This is a genomic window from Subtercola boreus, from assembly GCF_006716115.1.
Lineage (GTDB): Bacteria > Actinomycetota > Actinomycetes > Actinomycetales > Microbacteriaceae > Subtercola > Subtercola boreus.
This window is the reverse complement of sequence record NZ_VFOO01000001.1, coordinates 122516-142717: the sequence shown is the minus strand read 5'-3', so window position 1 is coordinate 142717 and position 20202 is coordinate 122516. Positions and strand designations below refer to the sequence as shown.

At 69.6% G+C, this 20202-nt stretch carries 22 protein-coding genes; 7 read left to right on the top strand and 15 right to left on the bottom strand.

The features are described from left to right. Window positions 1-20: 20 nt before the first annotated feature. Together FB464_RS00705 and FB464_RS00700 are read right to left on the bottom strand one after the other, a co-directional pair. Window positions 21-458: a hypothetical protein gene (locus tag FB464_RS00705; protein WP_116415555.1), complete on the bottom strand. Its 438-nt coding sequence runs from the start codon at window positions 456-458 to the stop codon at window positions 21-23. Window positions 459-556: 98 nt separating this feature from the next. Beyond that, entirely contained in the window at window positions 557-877 is a 321-nt protein-coding gene (locus tag FB464_RS00700; RefSeq protein ID WP_116415556.1) for a hypothetical protein, read from the bottom strand. Window positions 878-1048: 171 nt separating this feature from the next. Between FB464_RS00700 and FB464_RS00695 the strand changes: the two genes are divergently transcribed. After that, a complete protein-coding gene (locus FB464_RS00695) occupies window positions 1049-1678 on the top strand; it encodes an acyl-CoA-like ligand-binding transcription factor (RefSeq protein ID WP_116415557.1) in 630 nt (209 codons plus the stop codon). Between the two features lie 9 nt (window positions 1679-1687). Here FB464_RS00695 and FB464_RS00690 read toward each other — a convergent pair whose 3' ends face one another. Continuing rightward, window positions 1688-2371 carry a LuxR C-terminal-related transcriptional regulator gene (locus FB464_RS00690; RefSeq protein ID WP_116415558.1) on the bottom strand — a complete coding sequence of 228 codons (684 nt, stop codon included), beginning with the start codon at window positions 2369-2371 and terminating at the stop codon, window positions 1688-1690. Between the two features lie 91 nt (window positions 2372-2462). On the opposite strand from FB464_RS00690, the gene FB464_RS00685 reads away from it, so the two are divergent. Continuing rightward, window positions 2463-3662 carry a sensor histidine kinase gene (locus FB464_RS00685; protein WP_142206569.1) on the top strand — a complete coding sequence of 400 codons (1200 nt, stop codon included), beginning with the start codon at window positions 2463-2465 and terminating at the stop codon, window positions 3660-3662. Further along, window positions 3659-4879: a hypothetical protein gene (locus FB464_RS00680; protein ID WP_116415560.1), complete on the top strand. Its 1221-nt coding sequence runs from the start codon at window positions 3659-3661 to the stop codon at window positions 4877-4879. Before FB464_RS00685 ends, FB464_RS00680 begins: the two co-directional genes overlap by 4 nt. 44 nt (window positions 4880-4923) lie before the next feature. Here the strand turns inward: FB464_RS00680 and FB464_RS00675 are convergent, their stop codons facing one another. Further along, complete coding sequence (locus FB464_RS00675) at window positions 4924-5190, bottom strand: hypothetical protein (RefSeq protein WP_116415561.1); 267 nt, start codon at window positions 5188-5190, stop codon at window positions 4924-4926. 103 nt (window positions 5191-5293) lie between these two features. Next, on the bottom strand, window positions 5294-6205 hold the full coding sequence (locus tag FB464_RS00670) for a LysR family transcriptional regulator ArgP (RefSeq protein ID WP_116415562.1): 912 nt from the start codon (window positions 6203-6205) through the stop codon (window positions 5294-5296). A 68-nt stretch (window positions 6206-6273) separates the two neighbouring features. On the opposite strand from FB464_RS00670, the gene FB464_RS00665 reads away from it, so the two are divergent. Next, window positions 6274-6933, top strand: coding sequence for a LysE/ArgO family amino acid transporter (locus tag FB464_RS00665; protein WP_116415563.1), 660 nt, complete (start codon window positions 6274-6276; stop codon window positions 6931-6933). Between the two features lie 83 nt (window positions 6934-7016). Here FB464_RS00665 and FB464_RS00660 read toward each other — a convergent pair whose 3' ends face one another. Next, window positions 7017-7952, bottom strand: coding sequence for a DMT family transporter (locus FB464_RS00660; RefSeq protein ID WP_211327389.1), 936 nt, complete (start codon window positions 7950-7952; stop codon window positions 7017-7019). 72 nt (window positions 7953-8024) lie between these two features. Here FB464_RS00660 and FB464_RS00655 point away from each other — a divergent pair, with 72 nt between their 5' ends. Together FB464_RS00655 and FB464_RS00650 are read left to right on the top strand one after the other, a co-directional pair. After that, window positions 8025-8954, top strand: coding sequence for a LysR family transcriptional regulator (locus tag FB464_RS00655; RefSeq protein WP_116415565.1), 930 nt, complete (start codon window positions 8025-8027; stop codon window positions 8952-8954). 39 nt (window positions 8955-8993) lie between these two features. Next, complete coding sequence (locus FB464_RS00650) at window positions 8994-10001, top strand: MBL fold metallo-hydrolase (RefSeq protein WP_116415566.1); 1008 nt, start codon at window positions 8994-8996, stop codon at window positions 9999-10001. On the opposite strand, the gene FB464_RS00645 is transcribed toward FB464_RS00650, so the two are convergent. From FB464_RS00645 to FB464_RS00615, 7 genes are all read right to left on the bottom strand, one after another. Further along, entirely contained in the window at window positions 9986-11125 is a 1140-nt protein-coding gene (locus FB464_RS00645; protein ID WP_116415567.1) for a bifunctional 2-methylcitrate synthase/citrate synthase, read from the bottom strand. The two genes, FB464_RS00650 and FB464_RS00645, sit on opposite strands and share 16 nt — an antisense overlap. Before the next feature lie 22 nt (window positions 11126-11147). After that, window positions 11148-12047, bottom strand: a complete 900-nt coding sequence (prpB, locus tag FB464_RS00640) for a methylisocitrate lyase (RefSeq protein ID WP_116415568.1) — start codon at window positions 12045-12047, stop codon at window positions 11148-11150. Continuing rightward, window positions 12047-13564, bottom strand: coding sequence for an MmgE/PrpD family protein (locus FB464_RS00635; protein ID WP_116415569.1), 1518 nt, complete (start codon window positions 13562-13564; stop codon window positions 12047-12049). The genes prpB and FB464_RS00635 overlap by 1 nt, the downstream gene beginning before the upstream one ends. 17 nt (window positions 13565-13581) lie before the next feature. Further along, window positions 13582-14265 (bottom strand): GntR family transcriptional regulator, encoded by a 684-nt coding sequence (locus tag FB464_RS00630; protein ID WP_116415570.1) that lies wholly within the window; start codon window positions 14263-14265, stop codon window positions 13582-13584. An 838-nt stretch (window positions 14266-15103) separates the two neighbouring features. Further along, the gene (locus FB464_RS00625; protein WP_116283994.1) at window positions 15104-15592 is read right to left on the bottom strand and encodes a CarD family transcriptional regulator; all 489 of its coding nucleotides are present in this window, start codon (window positions 15590-15592) and stop codon (window positions 15104-15106) included. 150 nt (window positions 15593-15742) lie between these two features. Continuing rightward, entirely contained in the window at window positions 15743-16093 is a 351-nt protein-coding gene (locus tag FB464_RS00620) for a tryptophan synthase subunit alpha (protein WP_246092864.1), read from the bottom strand. 19 nt (window positions 16094-16112) lie between these two features. Further along, the gene (locus tag FB464_RS00615) at window positions 16113-16886 is read right to left on the bottom strand and encodes a dienelactone hydrolase family protein (protein ID WP_116415571.1); all 774 of its coding nucleotides are present in this window, start codon (window positions 16884-16886) and stop codon (window positions 16113-16115) included. 57 nt (window positions 16887-16943) lie between these two features. Between FB464_RS00615 and FB464_RS00610 the strand changes: the two genes are divergently transcribed. Next, window positions 16944-18155 (top strand): N(5)-(carboxyethyl)ornithine synthase, encoded by a 1212-nt coding sequence (locus tag FB464_RS00610; RefSeq protein ID WP_116415572.1) that lies wholly within the window; start codon window positions 16944-16946, stop codon window positions 18153-18155. 251 nt (window positions 18156-18406) lie between these two features. Here the strand turns inward: FB464_RS00610 and lipA are convergent, their stop codons facing one another. Both lipA and lipB read right to left on the bottom strand, forming a co-directional pair. Further along, complete coding sequence (lipA, locus tag FB464_RS00605) at window positions 18407-19396, bottom strand: lipoyl synthase (protein ID WP_116415573.1); 990 nt, start codon at window positions 19394-19396, stop codon at window positions 18407-18409. Continuing rightward, a complete protein-coding gene (gene lipB / locus FB464_RS00600) occupies window positions 19393-20112 on the bottom strand; it encodes a lipoyl(octanoyl) transferase LipB (protein ID WP_116415574.1) in 720 nt (239 codons plus the stop codon). Before lipB ends, lipA begins: the two co-directional genes overlap by 4 nt. Window positions 20113-20202: the final 90 nt, after the last annotated feature.

Sequence of the window (20202 nt, the reverse complement as noted above, 5' to 3'; positions counted from 1 at the left end):
AGCCCGTGCCCGGGCGGGCGTCAGTGCTCGGGCGGGCGGGCCTCGTGGTGGGCGCGGCCGTGGCTCCGGCGCTCCTCCTTCATTTCCGCCTCGAAGAGGTGCCGCCGGCCACCGACGAGAGCCTCGCGGGCGGCCCGCTCGAGGTCGCGGAACGCCGACCAGTAGTTCGCGTCGTAGTCCTCCACGATCTGGAACGTCCACCTCCCGTCAATGACGTTCCGCCCGACGAGTTCGTCGTCGATGCGGTCGGCGAGTTCCGGATGCCCGGACTCACGCAGCAACGCCACAGCCTCCCCGAGGGCGAGATCGGCCTGGCCGGTCATCCGATGGAAGCCGTACAGCAGCCCACGGGCGTTCTCGACGACTTCCAGCGCCTCGCTCAGCTTGCCGAGCGCCTCGACCGTCTTGTCATCGACACCGTCGGGTCGCCGGTGGACGGCATCGGGGCCATCGTTCATCTCGTGCCTCCAAGGGTTGTACTACCACCCTCGCCCGCTCACCGGCCCCACGGCAACCCCTTGCGACCGACCGCCGTCGACCGCAGGACGGACCGACGCTACGAGTCGCCGCCCACCGCGGGCTCGCCCACGAACGTGTGGGCCTCGCCGGCGAGCTCGGGCCAGAGCTGCTGGTCCTCCACGCGCACCCAGTCGCCGGCGCGGAGTCCCGTGGCCGCGTGCACCGCGGCGATGCCGCGCTGCTGCAGGTCGGCACCTCGGGCGGCGGGCAGTTCGACCACGAGGTCGTCACCGTGGAGGAACGCGAAGAGCGTGCCGTGCACGGTGAGCCCGTCGGCGGTCACCGCAACGCCCTCCTCATCGCGCATCAGAACGGTGAGGTTCTCGTAGCTCTCGGTTGCCGCAGCGGAACTGACCATGGTTGTGCCTCCCAGGAGATCGGTTGAACGGCGCGGCGTTGCGCGCGCCCCTCCACGCTAGAGCAGAAGGGGTCAGAGCAGAACCGTCGCCACGGGGAAGCGCACGCGATCGGCGCCGCATCCCGCGCGACGCACAAACACCTCACAGAACCCGCGGCGTAGGCTGAAACCATGACCGGTTCTTCCCAACCGCGTGGTCGGCCCCCTGCCTCGAGTCGTGAAGAGATCGAGGCGAAGGCGATCGCCCTCTTTCTCGAACGCGGGTTCGCGGCCACCACCGTCACGGCGATCGCCGCCGCCTGCGGCGTCAGCAAGACCAGCTTCTTCCGGTACTACTCCTCGAAATCCGACATCGTCTGGCTCGCCTTCGATGTGCACATCGCCCGGTTGCGTTCCCTCCTCGCCGAGTCAGACCCCTCGGTTCCAGCCCTCACGGCCGTTCGTCTGGCCGTCGTCGAAGCCCTCACCGGCGACGCAGACGAGCAGGGCATCTGGATGCGGCGGTTCCGGCTCATCGACACCTCTCCGGAACTCCGTGACGGGGAGTCGGCGCACTGGATCCTCTGGGCCGACGCGGTGTCCGACTTCCTGGTGGAGCGCATCGGATGCCCGGCCGACCATGTCGTGCCGCCGGTGGTCAGCGGGGCCGTGCAGTCGCTGTTCCTCGCCCAGCTCCGCAGTTGGCTGCCGCTCTCGGAGCCGGCGGGAATGCTCACCCGCCGGCTCGACGCGGAGCTCGGCCCGCTCTGCGAGGCCCTGCAGCCGTGGGTGGACGAGTCGTGCGGGGCACCCGTCTCCTGACGCGGCCGGTCAGCGCGGCGCGGCGCGGCGCGGGTCGCTGCGTTCGCCCCGCTCGCCCGGCGCGATGATGCCGCTCCGGATCGCCTCCTCGCGGAGAGCCACCTTCGTGCTGACATCGATGCCCGCCAGCCGGTACTTCCGGCGGATGCGCTTCAGATGGGACTTCGCCGTCTCCTCACTGATGAAGAGCGCCGCTGCAATGCGCTTCGCCGAGTCGCCCGAACTGTAGAGGGCCATGATCCGCCGTTCCTGCGCCGACAGGAGCGAGGCATCAACTGTTGTCTCGAGCTGGGCCGCCAGCCGGGGGGAGAGGAAGGTGCTGCCCGAATGGGCGGCCCGCACCGCGAGCACGATGGTCTCGGCCCGTTCGCTCTTCACGATGTAGCCGAGCGCGCCGGATGCGAGCGCCTCCCGCACCACCCCCGGCTCGGAGTACGTGCTCATCACCACTGCTCGGGCCCCGACCGTGCCGAGAGCCCGCAGCTTCACCGAGATCGGCAGGTTGTCGCGGAGGTCGAGGTCGAGCAGCACGACATCCACCGGGAACTGCGGATGCGCCAGCAGGTCTGGCCACGAGCTCACCGCGGCGACGAGCTCGATGTCGGTGGCGGCACCCCTGATCCACTCGCTCAGGGCAGTCAGGAGCATCCGATGGTCATCGACGATGGCGAGTCGGATTCCAGAAGGTCCCATGGGTGCATCCTGCCAGATCGTCACCCGGATGGGTGACAACGACGAGCTCCCCCGCTCGGCAGATCGACCCGTTCCGCGGTAGATTTCAGGGGTGACGACACGTTCCCGGGCAGAGGGCCAGCCGGGTTCCGTGGGATCGCAGACAGCCCCGGGGCGCTTCCGGCTCGGTGCCGCCTGCGCCCGGGGATTCGGGGTCGTGTTCTGCCTCTCCGCGATGCTCAATCTTGCGGTACCGGAGCTGAGCCGCGTGGCCGCGTTCGCCCCGGCACTCATCGGGCTCGTCATCATGGTCGGCGGTTTCATCCTCGTGGACAGCCGCTGGAGTGTGCTCTGGGCAGCGGTCACCTACGTTGTCGGTCTGGGCACGCTGGCCACCTTCCTGCTCCCGGGGGCCCGGGTCGACTCTGCCGCGACCGTCGCGTCGGTGACGGCTCTGGCATCGACGGCCATTCCGTCTCTGCTGGTCGCGGTCGCCGACCGGCGGTCTCTCCCCTACGTCGCCATCGCCTCCCTGCCGCCCGTCCTGGTGCTGGCGGTGATCGTGACCGCGCCCTTCGGCCGCACCCCGTTCGTCGCCATCGCCATCGTCGGCGGCTGGATCGCGATGAGCTTCGCCGGGCTCTGGCTCGCTCGGAGCGTGAAGCGCGCGGAGACAGGTCTCGAACAGCTGCAGGAGGGGTACGCGGCCGAACGACGCTCCACCGAGACTGAGGCAGAACGGCGTTACGGCGCCCGGGTGCTGCACGACACCGTGCTCGCGACCCTGACCGTGATCGCCCACTCGGGCGTCGGGGTGCCCCCGCGGGCGATCCGGGAACAGGCGGCCTCCGACAGCGCCCTGCTCGCTCAGCTCCGTACGGCCGGCACGTTCACCGCGTCGCCCTCGGGTCCTCCCGACCCGTCCCTGCCGGGTGCGGCCGATGACCTCCACCGCACGGTCGACAGATGGAGCGCGTCGCACGACTTCACCGTCACCTGGCACGGTGACGACCGGGTGGCAGCCTCGCCCACCCAGCTCGACGCACTGACACGAGCCGTCGCCCAGTGCCTCGAGAATGTGCGTCGCCATTCGGGCGAGGTCTCCGCCGAGGTCACCATCAGCCAGGATGACCGACTGGTGCGTGCCGTCGTGACAGACACCGGTTCCGGGTTCGAACGGGCTCTCGTGCCAGAAGGCCGTCTCGGGCTGGCCGAGTCGATCGAAGCCAGGATCGCCGCCGTCGGCGGAGTCGCCCGGGTGTTCTCCTCGCCCGGCCACGGCACGACCGTGCTGCTGGAGATACCGCGATGAGCGCTCCATCCGGCCGCTCGCTCACGGAACGGGGCGCGGCCAGCACCCTGTCCCAGCTCGCCGCGGCCCAGAGTGGAGGTCCTGCTGCGATCAGCCGGCTGCGCACCCGCATCCGACAGGACCGGAACGTGAGCGCCGGCTACCTGGGCCTCGGGTTCGCTGTGCTCGGCGGCCTGCTGATGGTGCGGGGCCTCGCCTCGCTGGCGTGGTCGTGGTCGGACGGGCCGCTCCGCTGGCTGTCCCTCCTCGCGTGGGGGCTCCTGCTCGTCACCTTCGTCGCTGCGGTCGTGGCCGCGAAGAGGAGCGGGGGAATCATCCCGAGCCGGATCTCGGGGCTGATCATCTGGGTGGGTGTGCTGGCCATCGCCCTCGACCTCAGCGGATTCGCGGTCCACGACGAGGCGACGCCCTTCTATCCCACGGCGACGATCGGATTCGGGGCGTGCCTCATGGCCTGCCTTCCCCTGCAGCCGCTCCGGCGGAGTGTGGTCGGCGCCCTCTGCCTCGCGGTGACCGGAGGAGCGGCCGTGCTGGCCGGATACGTCTCGGACCCGTCGGGCCTCTCCCCCGGGGTCACCGGCATCCTCCTCGGGCTCACGCCGGTGGTGGCCGGAATCTCGATGATCGGCGCTTCGGACCATTTTCTCGGCCAGAAGATCGACCGGGCGGTCACGGAGAGCCTGGTGACGGCACCCCCGCTCGGCCACGGCATGGGAGCCGTCTCAGAACTCCGGCGCCTCGACGGGGACGCGGAGCACCTGCTGGCGTTGGTCTCAGAACTCCCCGTCGACCAGCCCATCGACGACGCAACGGCCGCCCGTGCGGAGGTGCTGAGCGACGACCTCCGGCTCGCGCTCGTGGCCGATCACGAGCAGACCTGGCTGCAGATCGCGGTCTCGGAATCGGAACGGCTCTCCCGAACGGTCACCGTCGTCGACCCCGGAGCACTCGCCGGCGGCCTCGAACCGGCGCGCCGCCGGAACCTGCTCGCGCTGACCTGGCTCTGCGCATCCACCGCCACAGCGCCCGTGCTCGAACTAGTCTTCTCGCAGACAGAGGCGCCGGATGCCCCTCCGCGCACCACGGTCGTCTTCTCGCTCACGGACACGCGGCGACGCGGAATCGACCCCGCGGTGTGGCCGCTGTTCGCCCGGCTCGGCCGACACACCATCGATGTGGCTGCCGACCGGGCGCGGGTGTCGGTCGATCTGACCTGACGCTCCGATCCGCGGCTCAGCCGACCTGGCGCCGGATGCGCAGCTCAGCGCCCTTCGAGGAACGGCACGCAGAACCCGCCGACCGTCACGACGACCATCCCGATGCCGACAGCGATGCCCGTGTGCAACCGCTTCCGGCCGGACTCACCCCGGGTCGTCCCCCACATGTAGGCGCTCACGTGCACGCGGTGCGCCTCGTCGACCAGCGCCTGCGTTCCCGGCAGGGTGAGGTCGAGCGACCCGGCGGTGACCTGCGCCTCGATGCGCGTCGCCTCCTCCAGCGTCATCAGTTCGTTCCTGCTGCGCTTCATGCCGTCACCGCCTCTCCCGGATGCTGGGCACTCTCTAAAAGACCAGGCTCTGGATGCCCTCCCTCAGCCTAGGCACACCCGAACCTCAGGCACCACCCCTCCGTCAGGCCGCGCGGAGACTCGTCGCGGCCGCCCGCCGCACCGCCACGGTCAGACCGTCGAGTAGAGTCGACGCCAGGTTCCAGCGCTGCCAGAACAGTGGCACGTCGGCGGGCAGGTGCGGGGCCAACTCTTCGAGGTCGCCGCGGCCGAGCTCCGCCCCGCACTGCTGCTCGGGCAGCATCCCCCAGCCGAGCCCCGCCACGATCGCGCGGGCGAAGTCGGCCGAGGTCGGCACATAGTGCCGCGGGGCAGGGAGGGCCGGGGCATCCGGAACCAGCTGGCGGAGGAACCCCTGCTGCAGGTCGTCCCGGCGGTCGAAGTCGAGATGCGGCGCGGTCGGCAGCCACGAGGCGAGGCCGCCGTCGCCCCTGAACCTCGCGAGAAACGACGGGCTCGCCACCGCGCGGTAGCGCATCACTCCGAGCGGCGTCACCGAGCAGCCCTGCACCGGCTCCGGAGTCGACGTGACAGCCGCCATCACCGAACCCGAGCGCAGCATGGCCGTCGTGTAGCCCTGGTCGTCACGCCGCACGTCGAAGACGACATCGAGGCGCTCTGCGGCCGCGGCGAGCGCCGGGAGGAACCAGGTGGCGAGGCTGTCGGCGTTCACCGCGATCGGGATGACCGGCCTCGCCGTTCCCTCACCCACCCCCGCCTGCCCGAGTTCGGTGAGGGCCTCGGTCTCGACCAGCTGCACCTGGCGCGCGAGGCGCAGCACCACGTCGCCCGCCGGCGTCGTTCGCACCGGATTGCTCCGTTCGACGAGGATCTGGCCCGCGCGCTGCTCCATCGCCTTGACCCGCTGGGAGACGGCAGAGGCGGTGATGTGCAGCCGGCCCGCCGTGGCCTCGAACGTGCCCTCGTCGACCAGCACGACGAGGGTCTCGAGTTGGTCGCGCGCGAATCCCGTCATAAGCAGATCTTAGGAGGCCTGAAAAACTTTAGCTGGATTCACTTTCTCCGTGCGCTTAGGGTCAGACCGTGCCTGCATCCGAGACCCTCCTGCCCGCCCTCCTCGGCCTCCTCACCGGGCTCTCGCTGATCATCGCCATCGGCGCGCAGAACGCCTTCGTGCTGCGGCTCGGCATCGAGGGGCGGGGCCGGATGATCGCTGTCGTCGTCTCGATCTGCGCCCTCTCCGACGCAGTCCTCATCGTCGCAGGAACGCTCGGCATCGGCGCCCTGATCGCGGCGGCACCGGCCGTGCTCGTGGTCATCCGTGTCGTCGGCTCGGGGTTCCTCATCGTGTACGGCCTCTTCGCGGCGTACCGCGCCTTCCACCCGAAGGCGCTCGTCCCGGACGCAGACGGCGCAGCCGGTGCGGACGGCGCAGCAGGCGCGCCCCGCGCGCGTCTCTCGACCGCCGTGCTCACCGCTCTCGCCCTTACCTGGCTGAACCCGCACGTCTACCTCGACACCGTGATCTTCCTCGGCTCCGTGGCGAACCAGCAGGGTGTCGCTGAGCGCTGGTGGTGGGTCGCCGGGGCGATCCTCGCCAGCTTCCTCTGGTTCTTCGGCCTCGGCTTCGGCGCGAGACTCCTCCGCCCCGTCTTCGCCCGCCCCGGCGCCTGGCGTGTGCTCGACGCGCTGATCGCCGTCGTGATGCTCGGGCTCGGCATCCGGATGGCGCTCGGCGCCTGACCCCCCCTCCCGGCCAGGGCCCCCAGGGCGGCAGTGAACGCCGGGGATTCGGCGAACGGGCGGCCTCCGCCGGATCCGCCGCGCTATCTGCGGGGGATCGCGGTGAGGCCGCCGATTCGGGGATGCGCGGCGCGGTGGCGCTGCTCGATCGAGCGGCCCCACGCCGTGCCGGCGAGGATGAGCGCGATGCCGGCGTACCCTGCGGGGGTCAGGATGTCGTGGGCGAGCGTGATCCCGATGAGGGCGGCCCAGATCGGTTCGGTGCCGAGCAGGAGGCTGACCCTCGACGGAGAGGTGCGCCGCACGGCCCAGGTCTGCACGAAGAAGGCGAACACGGTGCAGACGAGCACGAGGTAGAGGAGCAGCACGCTCCGCGCGGGGTCGAGCCGCGCGAGGAACTGCGGTACCGAGTCGCCGGCGAACAGGGATGCTGCGGAGAAGAGTGCAGCGCAGGTGGCGACTTGCACGGTCGTGAGGTGCAGCGAGTCCATCGTGCGGCCGGCGGTGAGCTTCGACATCGAGGTGACGTGCACAGCCCGGATGATCGCCGCCACGAGCACGAGCAGGTCTCCGGCGCTGGGCGGGCGAAGCGCGCCGTTCCCGGCGAGCAGCGACACTCCGACGACAGCGATGACGGCGGCGAGGAAGAACCTCCCGGGCAGGCGCCGACCGGAGACGGCGGAGTCGAGGAGGGGCGTGAACACGATCGTCAGGCTGATGATGAGCCCGGCATTGGTGGCCGAGGTGTGGGCGATGCCGAACGTCTCGAAGGCGAACACCGCGGCGAGCAGCATCCCGAGCACCACACCGACACGCACCTCGGCGGCAGTGACCCGACGGCGCCGACCGGCCACGACGACCGCCATGACCCCGGCGGCGAGCAGCATGCGCACCGCGAGCAACGCCACAACGGAACCCGGCGTGACCAGCTCCTTGGCCGCGAGGTAGGTCGAACCCCACGATGCCGCGACGAGGAGCAGCAAGAGGTCGACGCGGAAGCGGTTCAGAAGATCGGTCACCCGTTCATGTTCCGGCGTCTCAATCCATAAGACAAGACAGCAGTATCAGCACCGGTACGTTAGCTTGAACTTATGGAACTGGGCCAGCTGCGTGCGCTGCGTGAGTTGGGCGACCGGGGCAGTATCGCGGCCGTCGCCGCGGCACTGCACGTCTCACCGTCGTCGGTCTCGCAGCAGATCAGCGCCCTGCAGCGCCACTCCCCCGCCCCGCTGACGTTCAGGAACGGGCGGCGAACCGCCCTCACCGACGCCGGTCGCGCACTGGCTGCCGCGGCGATCGACGTCGAAGTGGCGCTCGAACGTGCGGGCCAGGCGGTGGCACGCTTCCAGGGTGACCCCTCGGGCACGGTGTCGGTGGCGGCCTTCCACAGCGCGGCTCTGGCGGTCTTCGGCCGGCTGATCCTCGCTGCGCAGGGCCCCGGCCGCCCGCAGGTGAGGCTCAGCGATTTCGACGTGGCCCAGGAGGAGTTCCCAGCCCTCACGTCAGACCACGATCTCGTGATCGCGCACCGGCTGGTCGGCAGCCCGCCCTGGCCGTCGTCGGTGCGGGTGGAACCACTGCTGTTCGAGCCCCTCGACATCGCGATGCGCGCCGACCATCCTCTGGCTTCCCATCCCGTGATCGAGCCCGCCGACCTGCGGGACGAGAGCTGGGTGGCGGTGCACGAGGGCTTCCCTCTCGAGCAGGCCATCACGGTGATTGCGGGCGTCAGCGGAAGCGAGCCGCGCATCCTGCACCGGATCAACGAGTTCCTCGTCGCCGCCACCGTCGTCACCGCGAGCGGCTCGATCGCCCTGATGCCCCGCTACACGACCGACCTCGCCACGCACCCCGACCTGGTGCTCCGCCCGCTCGCCCACCCCGGCCTCGGCCGCCACATCGACTGCCTCGCACGCCCGGAGACCCTCGAGCGCGCCGCGGTCAGCACCGTGCTCGCGCACCTCAGAACCATCGCGTCGGGCCTCACCGAGCCCCCGCGCCAGACCCACCGCAGCACGTGACCCGCGCACAGCGGAGCGCAGCGCGCTAGCGTGAAGGGCATGCAGCCCACGAGCCCGATCCAGTTCACCGCCACCGCGAACGGAACGGTCCCGCCGCTCGAAGAGATCGGCGAGGGAGTCTGGGCCCTGCCTCAGGCCATGCCGAACCCGCAGCTGCCGTACACGCTGTGCTACCTGATCGTCGACGCGGAGGACCGGGTGCACATCATCGACCCGGCCTGGGATTCCGACGAGAACTTCGCCGCACTCGAACACGCCCTCGCCGAGATCGGCAGCAGCGTCGGCCGCATCGCGAGCGCCACGATGACGCACATGCACATCGACCACATCGGCCTCGCGGGACGGCTGCAGGAGGCATTCGGCGCACGCATAGGCCTCAGCGGCATCGACCAGGAGGCCATCGCCGAGCAGGCGCTGGTGCCGGCCATCAGCTACAGCGACGACGATTTCACCCGCTGGGGCGTGCCCGACGACGAAAGGCCGGCGCTCGAGAGCACGTTCCTCTCCGAAGCCGCCATCGTCGACACCCGCGCCGACCTGCTGCTGCAGCCCGGCGACACCCTCGACATCCCCGGCCGCAGCATCCGGGTGCTGGCGACTCCGGGGCACACGGCCGGTAGCGTCTGCTTCGCCGATGAGGATGCCCGGCTGCTGTTCACCGGTGACCACGTTCTGCCGATGATCTTCCCCGGCATCGGTCTCGGCGGCCGGATGCCCGGCAACCCGGTCACGACGTACATCGATTCACTCGAACAGCTCGAGCCGTTCGACGACTGGGAAGTGCTGCCCGGCCACGGATATCGGTTCACCGGGCTCGGCGAACGGCGCCGCCAGACGGCCGAACACCACGATCGCCGCACGCGGGAGGCCGCGGCCGTGCTGTCCGGGCATCCGGAAGCCACCGTGTGGCAGGTCGCCGGACAGCTGCACTGGACGGCCGGCTGGGACGGTCTCGCAGGGTCGTATCGCCGTTCCGCCCTCGCCCAGACGGAGATGCACTCCGGGCGGGTGCGGAACGGCGACTGGGAGCGCTACCTCTCGAGGTGACGTTCGTCGACGCCGTTGTAGGCGCTCAGCGGGCGGATGAGGGAGTTGGCGGCCAACTGCTCCATGATGTGGGCGGTCCAGCCGGTGATGCGCGCCGCGACGAAGAGCGGGGTGAAGGTCGGGGTGTCGAATCCCATCAGGTGGTAGGCGGGCCCTGAGGGGTAGTCGAGGTTCGGCTTGATGTTCTTGCCGCCGGTCATCGCCTCTTCGAGGTTGTCATAGAGCTCGGCGAGGTCGGGGCGCTGGTAGTACTCCACCAGGGTGTCGAGCGACGCCTTCATCGTGGGAACGCGCGAGTCGCCGTTCTTGTAGACGCGGTGGCCGAAGCCCATGATCTTGCGCTTCTCCGCCAGCGCACCGGCCAGCCAGTCGGCCGCCTTGTCGGCCGTGCCGATCTCGTCGAAGATGTGCATGACGGCCTCGTTGGCCCCGCCGTGCAGGGGACCCTTCAGCGCACCGATACCGCCGACGACCGCCGAGTAGAGGTCGGAGAGAGTCGAGGTGATGACCCGCGCGGTGAACGTCGACGCGTTGAAGGAATGCTCGGCGTACAGGATGAGTGAGACGTTGAATGCGTCGACCACGACCTTGTCGGGCACCTCGCCGAAGGTGACGTAGAGGAAGTTCTCCGCGTAGCTCAGCTCGTCGTTGGGCTCGATGATGTCGAGCCCGTGGCGGCGGCGCTGGTCGTAGGCGACGACGGCCGGGATCTGCGCGAGCAGCTGCACCGACTTCGCGAGGTTCGACTCGACACTCGAATCGTCCGCGTGCGGGTCGAGCGCACCGATCGCACTGACGGCGGTGCGCAGCACGTCCATCGGGTGGGCGCTGGTCGGCAGGATGTCGATGACCTGCTTGATCTCGGGGTCGAGCGAGCGGAACGACCTCTCGACGTGCTGCAGCTCCTCCAGTTGCGTCGCGGTCGGCAGTTCGCCGTGCCAGAGCAGGTACGCGACCTGCTCGAACGAGCAGTTCGCCGCGAGCTCCTGCACGGGGTAGCCGCGGTAGAGCAGCGAGTTGGTCTCGGCATTGACCTTCGAGACAGCGGTGTAGTCCGCGTATACCCCGGCGAGGCCCTTGCGGATCTCCGGCTCGGTGGTGGTCGTGATGGTGGTGTCGCCCATGACAGCTCCCTTTCTTCTGGTGTTATCGCGTGATCGTGAAGGTGAAGACCGACGAGTCGAACGCGTTGTACGCCTCGTAGTCGAGCAGTTCGTAGAGGTCGGCGCGGTGCTGCATCTCACCGACCACACTGTTCAGCGAGCCCTCGGCGTTCAGCACGTCGAGCGCCCGGTCGGCCGCCCCCATCGCGAGCCGCAGCAGCGACACCGGGTAGATGACGATGTTGATGCCGACGCTCTCGAGCTGGCTGGTCGTGAACAACTCACTCTTGCCGAATTCGGTCATGTTCGCCAGCACGGGCACGTCGACGACCGCGCGGATCGCCTCGAACTCGGTGAGGTCGGCCATCGCTTCGGGGAAGATGGCGTCGGCTCCCGCGTCCACGAGCGCGCGGGCGCGGTCCTGGGCGGCGGCGAGACCTTCGACGGCCCGCACATCGGTGCGCGCCATGATGAGCAGGTTCGGGTCGCGGCGGGCGTCGGCTGCGGCGCGGATGCGCTTCAGCGCGACATCCAGATCGACGACCTGCTTGCCGTCGAGGTGACCGCAGCGTTTCGGGTTGACCTGGTCCTCGATGTGGAGACCCGCGACCCCGGCGTCTTCGAGGGTCTGGATGCTGCGAGCCACGTTCATGGGTTCGCCGAAGCCGGTGTCGGCGTCGACCAGAACGGGCAGGTCGGTCATCCGGGCGATCTGCTGGGTGCGGCCCGCGACCTCCGTGAGCGTGGTGAGGCCGATGTCGGGGAGCCCGAGGTCGGCGCTCAGCACAGCGCCGGAGACGTAGACGCCCTCGAAGCCCTTGGCCTGGATCATCTTGGCGGAGAGCGGGTTGAAGGCGCCGGGCAGGCGGTGCAGCTTTTCGGTGGCGAGCGACGCGCGGAAGTCGGCGCGCTTGTCGGCGGGGGTCTTGGTGGCGTACAGCATCAGAACAGTCCCTTCGGGGTTTCGACGTCGGCGTACAGGCCGGGTTTCGCGACGATCGTCAGCTGGCGCACCTCGTCGGCGGTCAGCTCGTTGGTGCGCTCGGCGAGCGCGAGGAAGCGCTCGATCTCGGCCTCCTCCAGAACTCCCGCAGCGAGGGTGCGGAACTTCTGGATGTAGTCGGCGCGCTGGAACGGCCGGGCACCGAGCGGGTGGGCATCCGCCACAGCGATCTCGTCGACGATCCGTTCGCCGTTCGCGAGGTCGATCTCCACTCGACCGCCGAACGCCTTCTCGGTGACGTCGTTCGAGTGGTAGCGGCGCGTCCACTCGGCGTCTTCGACCGTGCTGACCTTGTTCCAGAGCGTGACCGTGTCTTCCCGCCCGGCCCGGCTGGGCAGGTAGGAGTCGACGTGGTTCCAGGCGCCGTCCTGCAGCGCGACAGTGAAGATGTACGGGATCGAGTGGTCGAGCGTCTCGCGCGACGCGGTGGGGTCGTACTTCTGCGGGTCGCCGGCACCCGATCCGATGACGAAGTGCGTGTGGTGCGAGGTGTGCAGCACGATCCGCGTGACGTTGGCCGGGTCGACGAGCTCCGGATGCTCGGAGTGGAGCTTCCGGGCGAGGTCGATCCACGCCTGCGCCTGGTACTCCGCCGAGTGCTCCTTGGTGTAGCTGTCGAGGATGGCGCGCTTGGCCTCGCCCGCGGCGGGGAGGGCGACGTCGTACACGCGCTCGGGGCCACCGAGCAGCCACGCGATCACCCCGTCTTCGCCCTCGTAGATGGGGGTGGGGCTGGTCTCGCCGCGCATCGCCCGGTCGACTGCCTCGACCGCCATCTTGCCGGCGAAGGCGGGAGCGTGCGCCTTCCAGCTGGAGATCTCGCCCTTCCGGGACTGGCGGGTGGCGGTCGTGACGTGCAGGGCCTGGCCGACGGCCTGGAAGATGGTCTCGACGTCGAGGCCGAGCAGGGTGCCGATGCCGGCCGCGGCCGACGGACCGAGGTGCGCGACGTGGTCGATCTTGAACTCGTGCAGGCTGATCGCTTTCACGAGGTCGATCTGGATCTCGTAGCCGGTCGCGATGCCGCGCACGAGGTCGGCGCCGGTCTTGCCGGCGTGCTGCGCCACGGCGAGGATCGGCGGGATGTTGTCGCCCGGATGCGAATACTCTGCGGCGAGGAACGTGTCGTGGAAGTCGAGCTCGCGCACGGCAACTCCGTTCGCCCACGCGGCCCACTCGGGGCTCGCGGTCTGGTCGGCGGGCAGCCCGAACACGGTCGATCCCGGCGTGTACGGGTGGGCCTCGGCCTGCGAGCGGGCGGAGACGACGGGCTTTCGGGTGAGGGAGGCCGCAGCCACGCTCGCGTTGTCGATGATGCGGTTGATGACCATGTCGACCACCTCGGGGGTGACCTCGACGGGGTCGGCGGCGACCTCCGCGATGCGGTGGGCGAGCTGGTTCTCGCGGGGCAGGTCTTCGTCGCTCTTGTAGGTGCGCACGTTCAGGTGTTCGACCACAGGTGGGGTCCTCTCGATCAGGATGGTGCGGGGGCGTGGGTTTCGGGGGTGTGGGTTGCGGGGGTGTGGGTGGTGGAGAGTATCGCCCGCAGCGAGTTGTGCAGGTGCAGGTGAGTGGCGTGGGCGGCCAGGTCGGCATCGCCGTCGTGGATGGCCTCGACGATCATCCGGTGCTCGCCCGCTGCTTCGAGGAGGCGCTCGGGATTGTCCTGCGAGAGGCGCCGCACGCGGGCGAGGTGGATGCGCAGGTTCGCGAGGGCGGAGACCAGGTAGGAGCTCCGCACGGCTTCGTCAACGGATGCGTCGAACTCGCGCACGAGCTCGTAGTAGTCGTGCCGGCCGGGGTCCTCGGCGGCGAGCAACGCGGGCGCGGAGCGGAACCGCGACAGCAGGTCGGCGAACACGGCCGGATCGCGGCGGGCGGCGGCCAGGCGGGCGGCCTGCTGTTCGAGCGCCTGGCGGAGTTCGAACAGCTCGGCGACGTTGTCGGTCGACACCGTGGTGACGACGAGTCCGCGGCCCGATTCGGCGAGCAGACCGTCGGCCTGCAGGCGCCCGAGCGCTTCACGGAGCGGTGTGCGCGAGATGCCGAGACGGGCTGCCGTCTCGACTTCGCCGAGGGTGGTGCCGGGTTCGAGCTGCCACTCCAGGATCTCGTCGCGGAGGAGGTCATAGGCCCGGTCGCTCGCTCGTGACGCCACCGCTGCCTCCTTTGCCGTTCGACGATCTCCTCCTCGAATGTACACACTGATCGCCCCGCAGGCCAGCTTTGCGCTGGAACTTCGCCGAATCTCCCCCCAATGTACACACTCCGCGCCCCCTCCCCGGAAGCCCCTCCCCTCCCCGAGCCCCGCGTCGAATCGATTCGAAAGGACCTGAACTGCTCGCAAACCGCGTCTTCGAAGCAGTTACGGCCCCATCGAATCGATTCGACGGCAGGCCGAGGGGGGGCCGCCGAAGCGGCGCGGGGGGCATTGGCGCCGGGGGCTCGGGGGCGCAAGCGCGCAGGGGCGGGGGTCTCGGGGCCACAGACGCGCACGGGCGCGGGGCACAGGCGCGCATGGTCATGGGGGTCGCAGAGGCGGGGGCACAGGGGCACAGGGGCCCGGGTGGTTGCGCGAGGCACCGGAGCCATGGAGGGGACAGAACGCGGTGGGATCCGCGACGAATGATCCGTCGGCCGCGTCAAAGCACACGGCGCGACGGAGAGTGTGTGAGCTGGTGCCCGCCCGACGCCCGCGGTAACGCCCCTCAGCGCGCATCGCGCCATCGCGGCAACTCCCGCCCGAAGGGGCGCACACCACCCCAGTTCCCGCCCGAGGGTCGCGCACATCGCGCCACCGCGCCAACTCCCACCCGAGGAGCGCACACAGCGTCAGCTCCCGCCCGAAGGGGCGCACATCGCGCCAACCGTGGCCTATGGGACGATTCGGGTCCCTTCGCGCGGGCCGCGCAGGCGGCGCGGGCCGTGCAGGCGTGCAGGCTGTGCAAGCGGCGCGAGCCGTGCGGGCCGCGCTGCCGCGCTAGAGGGGGGGCGGGCTACTTGACGGCGGCCAGCACGTCGTCGAGCAGCAGAGACGCCTTCTCGTCGCTCAGCGACTGGGCGAGCGCGAGCTCGGAGACGAGGATCTGGCGGGCCTTCTCGAGCATCCGCTTCTCGCCGGCCGACACGCCCTTGTCTTCGTTGCGGCGCCAGAGGTCGCGCACGACCTCGCCGACGCGGTTCACGTCACCCGACGCCATCTTCTCCTGGTTGGCCTTGTAGCGACGAGACCAGTTGCCCGGCTCCTCGACGAACGGGTTCTGCAGCACGTCGTACACGGCCTGCACGCCGGCGTCGTCGATGACGTCGCGCACACCGACCAGATCGATGTTGTCGACAGGGATCTTGATGGTGAGCTCACTGGTGTGCACGTTCAGCGTGATGAACCGCTTCTGCTCGCCCTTCACGTCGCGGGATTCGATCGCCGTGATGGTGACCGCGCCGTGGTGGGGGTAGACGAGTGTCTCGCCGACTTCAATCTTCAATTACGACAGCCTCTGTTCAAATCGTCTCGGCCCACCCCAGCAGACCCCCTCGACGAGAATCCCGGTGAATGCCAGCGAAAAAAGCATGGCACAGTGAGCACAGAGTGCTATTCTACCCGACCGCAGCGTCGACTGATGCCGACGGCCACATCAGTGGTTCTGGGCCCTCTCCGGTTGCCAGCCGTGCTCCCCGAGCATCCGCCAGACGGTCTTTGTGAGGTTTGGGTGCTGCAGAGCTATCTGGCGAAGCACCCGGTACTCCCGGGCACCGGATGCCCGTTGGCCCCCATTCGCCTCGATGGCCTCGGCGCGCAGCAGGTACACCACGAGTTCATCGACGGTGGGCAGTTCCTCCATGAAGGCCCACGGGTCTTCGCCACCGAGCAGTCGCTCCTGCACGACGGTGTCGAGCTCTTCGCGCGCCTCAGCACGCAACACCTCCAGGCTCGCGCCGCCGAACGGCAGGTCACTGAACGGCTGGCCGTTGGTGTCCCTGTTCAAACGATGGTCCCGATCCTGGTCACGCGAAGATCTCGTCGAAGAACGCCCGCATGGCGACCCAGGATCGCGCGTTCGCGGTGGCGTCGAACATCGCTCCGTAGTCGGGGGCGTTCGTGTCGGGCATCGTGAAGGCGTGCATCGCGCCGCTGTAGCTGACCACCTGCCAGTCGGGGGCCTCGGCGCCCCGCAGTTCGTTCTCGAAGTCGACGACCTGCTCGTCGGGCACGACGGGGTCTGCTGCGCCGGTCAGCACCAGCAGCGGTGCGGTGATGGCGCCCTTCTCAGCGGGGGTCTCGGTGGCGAGGCGGCCGTGGAACGAGACCGCACCGGCGATGTCCGCCCCGGCGCGGGCCAGTTCGAGGGCACCCGATCCGCCGAAGCAGTAGCCCATCACCGCGATGCGTTCGGGGTCGACGCCCGGCTCCGCCCGCAGCCGTTCGAGATTCGCCGCGAGGTGCGCGCGGAAGAGGTCGGTGTCGGCGTAGTAGCTCCCCGCCAGTGCGGACGCCTCTTCCTGCCCGACTTCCCGGCCGTCCCCGTAGACGTCGCCGGCGAGGGCGATGTAGCCGAGGCGCGCAAGCATCTCGGCGCGCACCCGGGCGTGGTTGTTCAGCCCGGACCAGTCGCTGATGATGAGCACGGCCGGGCGGGCATCCGGTGCCGCGGGCTTGGCGAGGAAGCCGCCGAACCCGCCGAAGGTGATGGCTCCGGTCTCGACAGGTGCGGTCTCCTCCACAGAGGCCAGGAGGGTTTCGAGCGCCGGAGTGAGGGGAGCGGGGTACACAGTCGTCATGGCTCCAAGCCTACGCACCGAAACCCGGCAGTGAGCTGCGTGGCGTAGCCTCAGCCCATGGCCCCGACCTCCCTTGACACGACCGCTCCCGACCTCTCGTCCACAGGCGCGTCCACTCCTCCCCAGTCCCTGTTGCGGCTCGGAGTTCTGCACACCTCACGGAAGGTCGACGAGAAGCGGCTGCCGATCCATCCAGCGCACTTCGAACGGATCGACGAAGATCTGCGCGCGAACATGGTGCTGGAGTACGGCTACGGGGAACGTTTCGGAATCGCGGATGCCGACCTCGCGCCGCTCGTCGGGGCGATGGGCTCCCGGGAGGAGATCCTCGCGCTGGCCGACGTCGTGCTGCTGCCGAAACCGCAGGCGAGCGACCTCGAAGAGCTGCGTGACGGCCAGACGCTCTGGGGCTGGCCGCACTGCGTGCAAGACAGGGGAATCACCCAGCTCGCGATCGACAAGAGCCTCACCCTCATCGCGTGGGAGGCCATGAACCACTGGAACAGCGACGGCAGTTACGGCCTGCACGTGTTCCACAAGAACAACGAACTCGCCGGATACTGCTCGGTGCTGCACTCCCTGCAGCTCTGCGGATCGACCGGCGACTACGGCCGCCGGCTCACCGCCGTCGTGATCGGGTTCGGCGCGACCGCCCGCGGGGCCGTCACCGCGCTGAACGCCCACGGGATCCACGACGTTCAGGTGCTGACCAACCGCAGCATCGCGGCGGTCGGCTCACCGATACCGTCGGTCGACATCATCCAGTTCGAGCACAACGACGAAGCCCCGTACGAGAGCATCGTGAACTCGGCCGAGGGTCCCGTGCTGCTCGCGCCGTTCCTCGCCGAGCGCGACATCGTCGTGAACTGCACCCTGCAGGACCCGAACGCTCCGCTCACGTACCTGCGCCTCGAAGACCTCGACGCGTTCCGGCCGGGCAGCCTGATCGTGGATGTCTCGGTCGACGAGGGAATGGGTTTCAGCTGGGCGCGGCCGACGACCTTCGCCGACCCGATGTTCACGGTCGGGCAGGCCACGAACTACTACGCCGTCGACCACAGCCCGTCGTTCCTCTGGAACTCGACCACCTGGGAGATCAGCGAGGCGCTGATGCCGTTCCTCCGCCCCGTGATGTCGGGTCCGGATGCCTGGGCGGAGTCGGACACGATCACCCGCGCCATCGAGATCGCCGGCGGGCGCATCCAGAACCCGGCGATCCTCGAGTTCCAGGGCCGCGCGGCCGAGTACCCCCACCTGCCGCGCGGCTGAGCCGCCGTCCCGCCGCACCCGGCCCTGCTACCCGGCCCTGCCACCCGGCCGCCCCCCACCCGGCAGCGTCAAATGGACGAACATGAGCCGACACGGCACCACCCGCGCGGCCGTGCGACCTGAGCGACGCCCGTTCGTACTCGGCCGCCTCCCCCGGTGGCTCGTTGAGATCGGCCGGGCGGGGGGCGGCGAGCCGAGGGCGGGCGCGCAACGGCCGCGCGGCGACTGTGCTCGGCCGGAGAGACGACGGGTCAGACGGCCTGCAGGAACGAGGCCGGCTGCTCCTCGAAGTGCGCGAGCGCGGGCGGCAGCGCCCAGCCCTTCGCGCGCATGGACTGCGCCCAGAGACGGCCGGCGCGGTACGACGACCGCACCAGCGGGCCGGCGAGCACCCCGAGGAATCCGATCTGCTGCGCCTCCTCCTTCAGCTCGACGAACTCCGACGGGTGAACCCAGCGCGCGACCGGCAGGTGCCGGGGGGAAGGCCGCAGGTACTGCGTCAGCGTGATGATGTCGGTGCCCGCATCGTGGAGGTCCTGTAGCGCCTGGCTGATCTCAGCGCGCTCCTCCCCCATCCCGAGGATGAGGTTCGACTTCGTGATCAGCGACGCCGCCCGCGCCTGCGACAGCACGTCGAGCGACCGCTCGTAGCGGAACGCCGGGCGGATCCGCTTGAAGATCCGCGGCACCGTCTCCACATTGTGGGCGAACACCTCGGGCCTGGACGAGAACACCTCGCCCAGCAGCGCAGGGTTCCCCGAGAAGTCGGTGGCGAGGATCTCGACGCCCGTTCCCGGGTTCTCTGCGTGGATCCGCCGCACGGTCTCGGCATGCAGCCACGCGCCCTCGTCGGGCAGGTCGTCGCGCGCCACGCCCGTGACGGTCGCGTAGCGCAGCTTCATCGAGGCGACGGATGCCGCGACTCTCCTCGGCTCGTCGGTGTCGTAGTCTGCGGGCTTGCCGGTGTCGATCTGGCAGAAGTCGCAGCGCCTGGTGCACTGCGAACCACCGATCAGGAAGGTCGCCTCGCGGTCTTCCCAGCATTCGAAGATGTTGGGGCAGCCGGCCTCCTGGCAGACCGTGTGCAGGTCTTCGGTCTTCACGAGCTCCTGCAGCTGCCGGTACTCAGGCCCGAACTTGGCCTTCGTCTTGATCCACTCGGGCTTCTTCTCGATGGGGACTTCGGCGTTCCGCACCTCGAGGCGCAGGAGCTTCCGGCCGGCGGGGATCTCGACGCTCATGCGGCGACCCCCGCGGTTGCGATGGCGGCGCGCCCGGCGGCGGCACGCGAGGCGGCGAGGCCTTCGGCGGCGGCCCGGTCATCCACCCACCGTTCGAAGAGCTGGGCGAGCCGTTCTTCCACGAACGGCAGCGCCTCGGCCGGGGTGACCTCCCGGCCGACGACCTCCGAGATGGTGGTCACGCCCGCGTCGCGGATGCCGCAGGCCACGATGCGCCCGTACGCCTCGAGGCTGTTGCTGCAGTTGAGGGCGAAGCCGTGCATGGCGACGCCGTCGGCGACCCGGATGCCGATGGCCGCGATCTTGGCCTCCGCACCGGGCTCACCCACCCAGGCGCCCGATCGTCCCACCACCCGCCGCGCGTCGACTCCGAGGTCTGCGAGCACAGCGATCAGCACGGATTCGAGGTCGCGAACGTACTGCACAACGTCGATCGGCTCCGGCAGCCTGACGATCGGGTAGCCGACGAGCTGCCCGGGGCCGTGCCAGGTGATCTTGCCGCCACGGTCGACGTCGATCACCGGGGTGCCGTCGTCGGGCCGCTCCGACGGGTCGGTGCGCTTGCCTGCCGTGTAGACCGACGGATGTTCGAGCAGCAGCACCGTGCCGGCCGATTGTCCCGCGACGACGCTCGCGTGGGTGCGGCGCTGGAGCGCCAGCGCTTCTGCGTAGGGCACGAATTCGCGCCCGACGCCCAGTTCCCTCATGTCCACCATGGCACGAGTATAGCTTTGATGGACTGAGTCCAGTAATGATCCGGTCTGGCCCGGGCATCCGCGCCGTATCATCGGAGCAACCCCGCAGAA